At 61.3% G+C, this 1,502-nt stretch carries 1 protein-coding gene; it reads right to left on the bottom strand.

Features of this window, described 5'->3' with window-relative positions:
• On the bottom strand, positions 1-1,455 hold a 1,455-nt coding region (gene tnpC / locus IZU87_RS17215), incomplete at its 3' end, for an IS66 family transposase (protein WP_213115357.1).
• Positions 1,456-1,502 lie beyond the last annotated feature (47 nt).

Genomic DNA, 1,502 nt, shown 5'->3' with positions numbered 1-1,502 from the left:
CACATTCTTCAGGTAGGTATAGGGCTCATGGCCGTTCAGCTTGGCACACTGAATGAGGCTCATGATGGTGGCAGCACGCTGGCCACTGCGCAGAGATCCGGCGAACAGCCAGTTTGAACGCCCCAGCGCCCAGGGGCGAATCAGATTCTCCACCCGGTTGTTATCGATCGGCAACGCGCCGTCATCCAGGTAGCGCGTCAACGCCGCCCAGCGCTTCAGGCTGTAATCCAACGCTTTCGCCGTCGCCGAACCATTCGGGACCTTCTCGCGATGCGCCAGCATCCAGCGATGTAGCGCATCGGCGATGGGCTTTGCTTTCGTCTCCCGCAGCCGTTGACGCTCTTCCGCACTGAGTGACTGTACCTCACGCTCCACCTGGTATAGCTGACCGATCAGTTCGATAGCCTGCCCGGCGATCTGGCTCTTGCCAGCGACGTGCAGATCGACAAATTTACGGCGGGCATGGGCCATGCAACCGATCTCGGTAACACCGTTGGCGAAGCTCTGCTTGTAGCCGCTGTAGTCGTCACAGACCAGCTTGCCCCGCCACTTCCCGAGGAAGTCGCGGGCATGTTGTCCGCCACGTCCCTCGCTGAAGTCGTAGATTACGGCCTTCAACCCGGCATACGGGGTGGTGGCGTAGGCCCAGAGATAGGCGCGGTGCGTCTTCTTCTTGCCAGGGGCCAGCATCGGTACCGGCGTTTCGTCGGCATGCAGCACCGGCTCGTTGAGCAACACTTCACGCAGTGCATCGATCAGCGGCTGAAGTCGCACCCCGCAGGTGCCGACCCACTCGGCCAGGGTGGAGCGCGGAATCGCTACGCCGGCGCGGGCGAAGATCTGCTCCTGGCGATAGAGTGGCAGGTGATCAGCATATTTGGCGATCAGCACCTGGGCCAGCAAGCCGGCGGTGGGGATGCCCTTGTCAATGATCTGCGTCGGCATCGGTGCCTGGGTCAGTGTCTCGCATTGGTCGCAGACCCACTTGCCACGGATATGCCGCTCGACGTGGAACACGCCCGGCGTGTAATCCAACTTCTCACTGATTTCCTCGCCGATCCGCCTCAGCTGACAACCACACCGGCAGTGATCATTCTCCGGATCATGATGAATCTCGGTGCGCGGTAGCTCGGGAGGTAAGGGCGTGCGCTTGGGCGTCTTCCTTGCCACTGGCGTGTCAGCAGTGAGGTGGAGCTCTTCCAGCTCGGTCTCGATGGCAGCAATGTCGGCGTCCACCCCTTCCTCCAGCAGGCTGATCTGCAGGACATTGAGCTGCTCGCTGCGCTTGCCGAAGGCGTGGCGCTTGAGCAATGCCATTTCATAGGTCAGTTTTTGATTGACCTGCTCGCTGTGGCGTAGCGCTTTCTCCTTTTCCTCCACCTGCGTCATCAGCGTTGCCGCCAAGTGGCGGAGCTGATCGGGAGAGAGTTGAGTCAGGTCGGGGGGCGTCGTCATTCCGCCAGTATGCCAGCCCGCCGAAGGCAGTGGGATTGGCGCATCAG

It is taken from the genome of Cobetia sp. MC34 (assembly GCF_018340035.1).
Classification (GTDB): Bacteria; Pseudomonadota; Gammaproteobacteria; order Pseudomonadales; family Halomonadaceae; genus Cobetia; species Cobetia amphilecti.
The sequence above is the reverse complement of the archived record's forward strand: the minus strand, read 5'-3'. Positions and strand labels throughout refer to the sequence as shown.